Source organism: Aeromicrobium flavum (assembly GCF_007992115.1).
GTDB lineage: Bacteria > Actinomycetota > Actinomycetes > Propionibacteriales > Nocardioidaceae > Aeromicrobium > Aeromicrobium flavum.
This window is the reverse complement of the sequence record NZ_BJZQ01000028.1, coordinates 1-6,646: the sequence shown is the minus strand read 5'-3', so window position 1 is coordinate 6,646 and position 6,646 is coordinate 1. Positions and strand designations below refer to the sequence as shown.

Genomic DNA, 6,646 nt, shown 5'->3' with positions numbered 1-6,646 from the left:
TCAGCCTTCGAGTTCGGTGAGGCGTTCTTGGGCGTCGGTGAGGTGGTGGGTGTCGGTGCCGGCGACGCGGTGGAACCAGGTGATGGCTTCTTGGGTGCGGCCGGCGTGGTGGAGGGTGTCGGCGTAGGCGTAGCGGAGGCGGGTGACCCAGTCGTGGCGGGCTTTGGTGGTGAGGGGTTCTTGTTCGAGGATTTGGAGGGCGGCGTCGGTTTGTCCGAGGTCGCGGCGGGCGCCGGCGATGACGATGGACAGTTCGGTGTTGCCGGCTTCGTCGAGGTGGGCGCGGGTGGCGGGGGTGTCGTATTCGAGGGCTTTTTCGGGGCGTTTGAGGGCGCGTTCGGCGTCGGCCATCATGGGGGCGTAGGAGTGGCGGCCGGTCATGCGTTTGGCGGCGCGGAATTCGGCGAGGGCTTCGGCCCAGTTGCCGCAGGCGTAGGCGGTTTCGCCGGTGGCTTCGCGGACGAGGCCGACGCGCATGGCGCGGGTGCGGGCGGCGAGGGCGTGTTTGTGGGCGAGTTCGGGGTCTTCGTGGAGCAGGATGCCGGCCATGACGAGGTGGCGGGCGACTTTGTCGGCGAGCTTGTCGGGCAGGCCTTGGAGTTCGGCGCGGGCGTACTTGTCGAGGTCTTTGGCTGAGACGTCGTCGGGGATCTGCGGTCCGTCGTAGACCTTCTGGGACTCGGTGCGTTCGGCGGCGCTGGGGCGCCGGTCGGGACGGGAGCTGCCGCGGTCGGGGCGTGAGCCGGTGGGCTTGGCGCCGCGGTCCGGGCGCTGGCCGCTGCCGGGCTTGGGGCGCTGGCCGCTGCCGGGGTTGGGGCGGGAGCCGCTGCCGGGGGTGCGGGGGCCGCCGGTGGTGGGCTTGCCGCTGCGGGAGCCGCTGGTGGGCTTGCCACCGCTGCTGGGGCGGCCGCTGCTGGGCCGGCCGGTGTTGGGGCGGGAGGTGTTGCGGGGGTTGTTGCTGCCGCCGCGTCCGGCGGGGTTACGTTGGTCGGCCATGGTGGCGGATCCCTCCTGGGGTGCTGTCTTCACTCCCTCCATGATGGGGGGTGAAATGCAGCAAGGCCGCTCCCTTTCGGGAGCGGCCTCGCGCTAATGATTGTCCGGCGACGTCCTACTCTCCCACACCGTCTCCAGTGCAGTACCATCGGCGCAGAAGGGCTTGACTTCCGGGTTCGGAATGTAGCCGGGTATTTCCCCTTCGCCATGGTCGCCGAAACTCTATGGAGATATCAACAAAACCAGTGGAGCACTCTCGTGCTTCATGGTTCCCGATTCATATCTCGGGAACCTCACAGTGGACGCGGTCAAACTTTGTAAGAAACAAGCCCTCGGCCTATTAGTACCGGTCAGCTCCATGCATTGCTGCACTTCTACTTCCGGCCTATCAACCCAGTGGTCTGCTGGGGGCCTTACCTGGTTAACCAGTGGGAAACCTCATCTTGAAACATGCTTCCCGCTTAGATGCTTTCAGCGGTTATCACTTCCGAACGTAGCCAACCAGCCGTGCTCTTGGCAGAACAACTGGCACACCAGAGGTTCGTCCACCCCGGTCCTCTCGTACTAGGGGCAGCCTTTCTCAAGTTTCCTACGCGCGCGGCGGATAGGGACCGAACTGTCTCACGACGTTCTAAACCCAGCTCGCGTGCCGCTTTAATGGGCGAACAGCCCAACCCTTGGGACCTGCTACGGCCCCAGGATGCGACGAGCCGACATCGAGGTGCCAAACCATCCCGTCGATATGGACTCTTGGGGAAGATCAGCCTGTTATCCCCGGGGTACCTTTTATCCGTTGAGCGACGCCGCTTCCACATGCCAGCGCCGGATCACTAGTTCCGACTTTCGTCCCTGCTCGAGCTGTCACTCTCACAGTCAAGCTCCCTTGTGCACTTACACTCGAAACCTGATTGCCAACCAGGCTGAGGGAACCTTTGAGCGCCTCCGTTACATTTTAGGAGGCAACCGCCCCAGTTAAACTACCCATCAGGCACTGTCCCTGATCCGGATAACGGACCTAGGTTAGATATCTAGTACGACCAGAGTGGTATTTCAACGTTGACTCCACCTGAACTGGCGTCCAAGCTTCACAGTCTCCCACCTATCCTACACAAGTCGAACCAAACACCAATACCAAACTATAGTAAAGGTCCCGGGGTCTTTCCGTCCTGCCGCGCGTAACGAGCATCTTTACTCGTAGTGCAATTTCGCCGAGTTCATGGTTGAGACAGCGCCCAAGTCGTTACTCCATTCGTGCAGGTCGGAACTTACCCGACAAGGAATTTCGCTACCTTAGGATGGTTATAGTTACCACCGCCGTTTACTGGGGCTTAAGTTCTGTGCTTCGCTTGCGCTAACACGTCCCCTTAACCTTCCAGCACCGGGCAGGAGTCAGTCCATATACGGCGTCTTTCGACTTAGCATGGACCTGTGTTTTTAGTAAACAGTCGCTTGGGCCTGGTCTCTGCGGCCTTCAACGCTTCACGGAGCAAGTCCGTTGACGTATCCGGCCCCCCTTCTCCCGAAGTTACGGGGGCATTTTGCCGAGTTCCTTAACCATGATTCTCTCGATCACCTTAGTATTCTCTACTTGACCACCTGAGTCGGTTTGGGGTACGGGCGGCTTTGAATCTCGCTAGATGCTTTTCTCGGCAGCATAGGATCACTCACACTCCGCTAAGCGGGTGGCATCGGCTCTCAGGCATAAGAGTGACGGATTTGCCTATCACTCGCCCTACGACCTTACCCGTGGACTACCATCGCCACGGATGAGCTACCTTCCTGCGTCACACCATTGCTTGCCTACTACCAGATCGGGTCATGCGCTCTGCCGCACCATTGTCTCCGAAGAGACGGTAGGTACGGTTTCGGGCACTTAGCATCACTGGATTCAGCATGGGCGATTCAACGCCGGTACGGGAATATCAACCCGTTGTCCATCGACTACGCCTGTCGGCCTCGCCTTAGGTCCCGACTTACCCAGGGAAGATTAGCTTGACCCTGGAACCCTTGGTCATTCGGTGGAAGAGTTTCTCACTCTTCATTCGCTACTCATGCCTGCATTCTCACTCGTGTCGCATCCACGGCTGGGTTACCCCGCCGCTTCGCTCGCGACACGACGCTCCCCTACCGATCCACACGGCTGGACCACGAAGGCCTACCTATTATGTGAATCCCATAGCTTCGGTGGATTGCTTGAGCCCCGCTAAATTGTCGGCGCGGAATTACTTGACCAGTGAGCTATTACGCACTCTTTCAAGGGTGGCTGCTTCTAAGCCAACCTCCTGGTTGTCTCTGCGACTCCACATCCTTTTCCACTTAGCAATCGCTTTGGGACCTTAGCTGATGGTCTGGGCTGTTTCCCTCTCGACAATGGAGCTTATCCCCCACTGTCTCACTGCCGCGCTCTCACTTACCGGCATTCGGAGTTTGGTTGAGTTCAGTAAGCTTGTAGGCCCCCTAGCCCATCCAGTGCTCTACCTCCGGTAAGAAACGCGCGACGCTGCACCTAAATGCATTTCGGGGAGAACCAGCTATCACGGAGTTTGATTGGCCTTTCACCCCTATCCACAGCTCATCCCCCCAGTTTTTAACCTAGGTGGGTTCGGTCCTCCACGCGGTCTTACCCGCGCTTCAACCTGGCCATGGATAGATCACTCCGCTTCGGGTCTAGATCGTGCAACTCAAACGCCCTATTCGGACTCGCTTTCGCTACGGCTACGGCACTCGCCTTAACCTTGCTACACAACGCTAACTCGCAGGCTCATTCTTCAAAAGGCACGCTGTCACCATTCCCAAAGGAACAGCTCCAACGGATTGTATGCACACGGTTTCAGGTACTATTTCACTCCCCTCCCGGGGTACTTTTCACCTTTCCCTCACGGTACTAGTCCGCTATCGGTCATCGAGGAGTATTTAGGCTTAGCGGGTGGTCCCGCCAGATTCACACCGAATTTCAGGGGTTCGGTGTTACTCGGGATGACGCACAAGAGCCATGAGCTTACGGTTACGGGGATCTCACCCTCTGTGTCACGACTTTCCAGTCGGCTTCACCTTCACTCATGGTTTATGACTCTTTGACTGCTCGGCAGAACAGTCTGTGCGGTCCCACAACCCCCTGGATGCAACGCCTGCCGGCTATCACACACCCAAGGTTTAGCCTAGGTCCGGTTTCGCTCGCCACTACTACCGGAATCACTGTTGTTTTCTCTTCCTGTGGGTACTGAGATGTTTCACTTCCCCACGTTCCCTCCAAACGCCCTATGTGTTCAGGCGCAGGTACTCAGACTTTCCTCTGAGTGGGTTTCCCCATTCGGACACCCCCGGATCACAGCTCGGTTGTCAACTCCCCGGGGCATTTCGCAGACTCCAACGTCCTTCATCGGCTCTCGATGCCAAGGCATCCACCATGTGCACTTAGTAGCTTGTTGTTACTACAAAGATGCTCGCGTCCACTGTGAAGTTCTCAAAATACGATCGGTCCCGCACAAACTTCCACGCCTGCCTGGCCCGCAAAAGGGTCAAGAGGTTCGTGGGGATGTACGGTCCGAGGAAACCACCACTAGAAACTAGTGCTGATCCCTCAGGACCCAACAGTGTGCCTGAGTTGCCACCATGACTGATACGAATTTCCACGCCCCCGAAAGGGCAGTACTGACGCATCGATCGCCGGCGACAAGCCAAATAGTCGACGTCCACTAGTGAGCTGGACCTGCGCCACACATTCGGTGACGAACAGCATCCGCCTGGACTCTACGAAGAGAGCCAGATGCTCCTTAGAAAGGAGGTGATCCAGCCGCACCTTCCGGTACGGCTACCTTGTTACGACTTCGTCCCAATCGCCAGCCCCACCTTCGACAGCTCCCTCCGCAGAACGGTTGGGCCACTGGCTTCGGGTGTTGCCGACTTTCATGACGTGACGGGCGGTGTGTACAAGGCCCGGGAACGTATTCACCGCAGCGTTGCTGATCTGCGATTACTAGCGACTCCGACTTCATGGGGTCGAGTTGCAGACCCCAATCCGAACTGAGACCGGCTTTTTGGGATTCGCTCCACCTCGCGGTTTCGCAGCCCTTTGTACCGGCCATTGTAGCATGCTTGAAGCCCTGGACATAAGGGGCATGAAGACTTGACGTCATCCCCACCTTCCTCCGAGTTGACCCCGGCAGTCTCCTATGAGTCCCCACCATAACGTGCTGGCAACATAGGACGAGGGTTGCGCTCGTTGCGGGACTTAACCCAACATCTCACGACACGAGCTGACGACAGCCATGCACCACCTGTATACCGACCACAAGGGGGCACCTATCTCTAGGTGTTTCCGGCATATGTCAAACCCAGGTAAGGTTCTTCGCGTTGCATCGAATTAATCAGCATGCTCCGCCGCTTGTGCGGGCCCCCGTCAATTCCTTTGAGTTTTAGCCTTGCGGCCGTACTCCCCAGGCGGGGCGCTTAATGCGTTAGCTGCGGCACGGAAACCGTGGAAGGTCCCCACACCTAGCGCCCAACGTTTACGGCATGGACTACCAGGGTATCTAATCCTGTTCGCTCCCCATGCTTTCGCTCCTCAGCGTCAGGTAATGCCCAGAGAACCGCCTTCGCCACCGGTGTTCCTCCTGATATCTGCGCATTCCACCGCTACACCAGGAATTCCGTTCTCCCCTGCATACCTCTAGTTAGCCCGTATCGTAAGCACGCTCAGGGTTGAGCCCTGAGTTTTCACTTCCGACGTGACAAACCGCCTACGAGCCCTTTACGCCCAATAATTCCGGACAACGCTCGGACCCTACGTATTACCGCGGCTGCTGGCACGTAGTTGGCCGGTCCTTCTTCTGCAGGTACCGTCACTTTCGCTTCGTCCCTGCTGAAAGAGGTTTACAACCCGAAGGCCGTCATCCCTCACGCGGCGTTGCTGGATCAGGCTTTCGCCCATTGTCCAATATTCCCCACTGCTGCCTCCCGTAGGAGTCTGGGCCGTGTCTCAGTCCCAGTGTGGCCGGTCACCCTCTCAGGCCGGCTACCCGTCGTCGCCTTGGTGAGCCATTACCTCACCAACAAGCTGATAGGCCGCGAGTCCATCCCATTCCGCCGGAGCTTTCCACCACCAGAACATGCGTTCGGTGGTCATATTCGGCATTAGCCAGCGTTTCCACTGGTTATTCCGATGAATGGGGCAGGTTACTCACGTGTTACTCACCCGTTCGCCGCTCGTGTACTCCCGAAGGAGCCTTACCGCTCGACTTGCATGTGTTAAGCACGCCGCCAGCGTTCGTCCTGAGCCAGGATCAAACTCTCCGTTGAAAATCTCCCAAACCCGAAGGCTCGGTCAACATCTAGAAAATTTGATTCCTGACAAGTTATGACTGCTGACAGTCATTAGTTGTCGGAATTGTCCCTGCAACCACGCGCGACAACCACACCACTTAAGGCACGATCATCCTTCGCAGTCGCCGGGGTACTACATAATTAATTCGTCGACTTTTGGCACACTGTTGAGTTCTCAAGGATCAGACGCACACCGCAGACCCAACCATTCCTGGTCAGCCTTCCGGGGCTACTGAATCTACATCGCCGTTTTCACCAGGTCAAACCCGGGTCGGTCACGATGTCGCGCTACGTTTTCCCGCGGTCAGTTTCCGGCCCTCACGAAGAG

At 58.0% G+C, this 6,646-nt stretch carries 1 protein-coding gene and 3 rRNA genes; all 4 read right to left on the bottom strand.

Translation table 11 applies throughout. The features are described from left to right. A complete protein-coding gene (locus AFL01nite_RS15405) occupies positions 1 to 996 on the bottom strand; it encodes a tetratricopeptide repeat protein (RefSeq protein ID WP_186813982.1) in 996 nt (331 codons plus the stop codon). 102 nt (positions 997 to 1,098) lie between these two features. Next, positions 1,099 to 1,215, bottom strand: a 5S ribosomal RNA gene (gene rrf, locus AFL01nite_RS15190). 101 nt (positions 1,216 to 1,316) lie between these two features. Beyond that, a 23S ribosomal RNA gene (locus AFL01nite_RS15185) occupies positions 1,317 to 4,424 on the bottom strand. Positions 4,425 to 4,773: 349 nt separating this feature from the next. Then, positions 4,774 to 6,294, bottom strand: a 16S ribosomal RNA gene (locus tag AFL01nite_RS15180). The 16S, 23S and 5S rRNA genes sit together here, the layout of an rRNA operon. Positions 6,295 to 6,646: the final 352 nt, after the last annotated feature.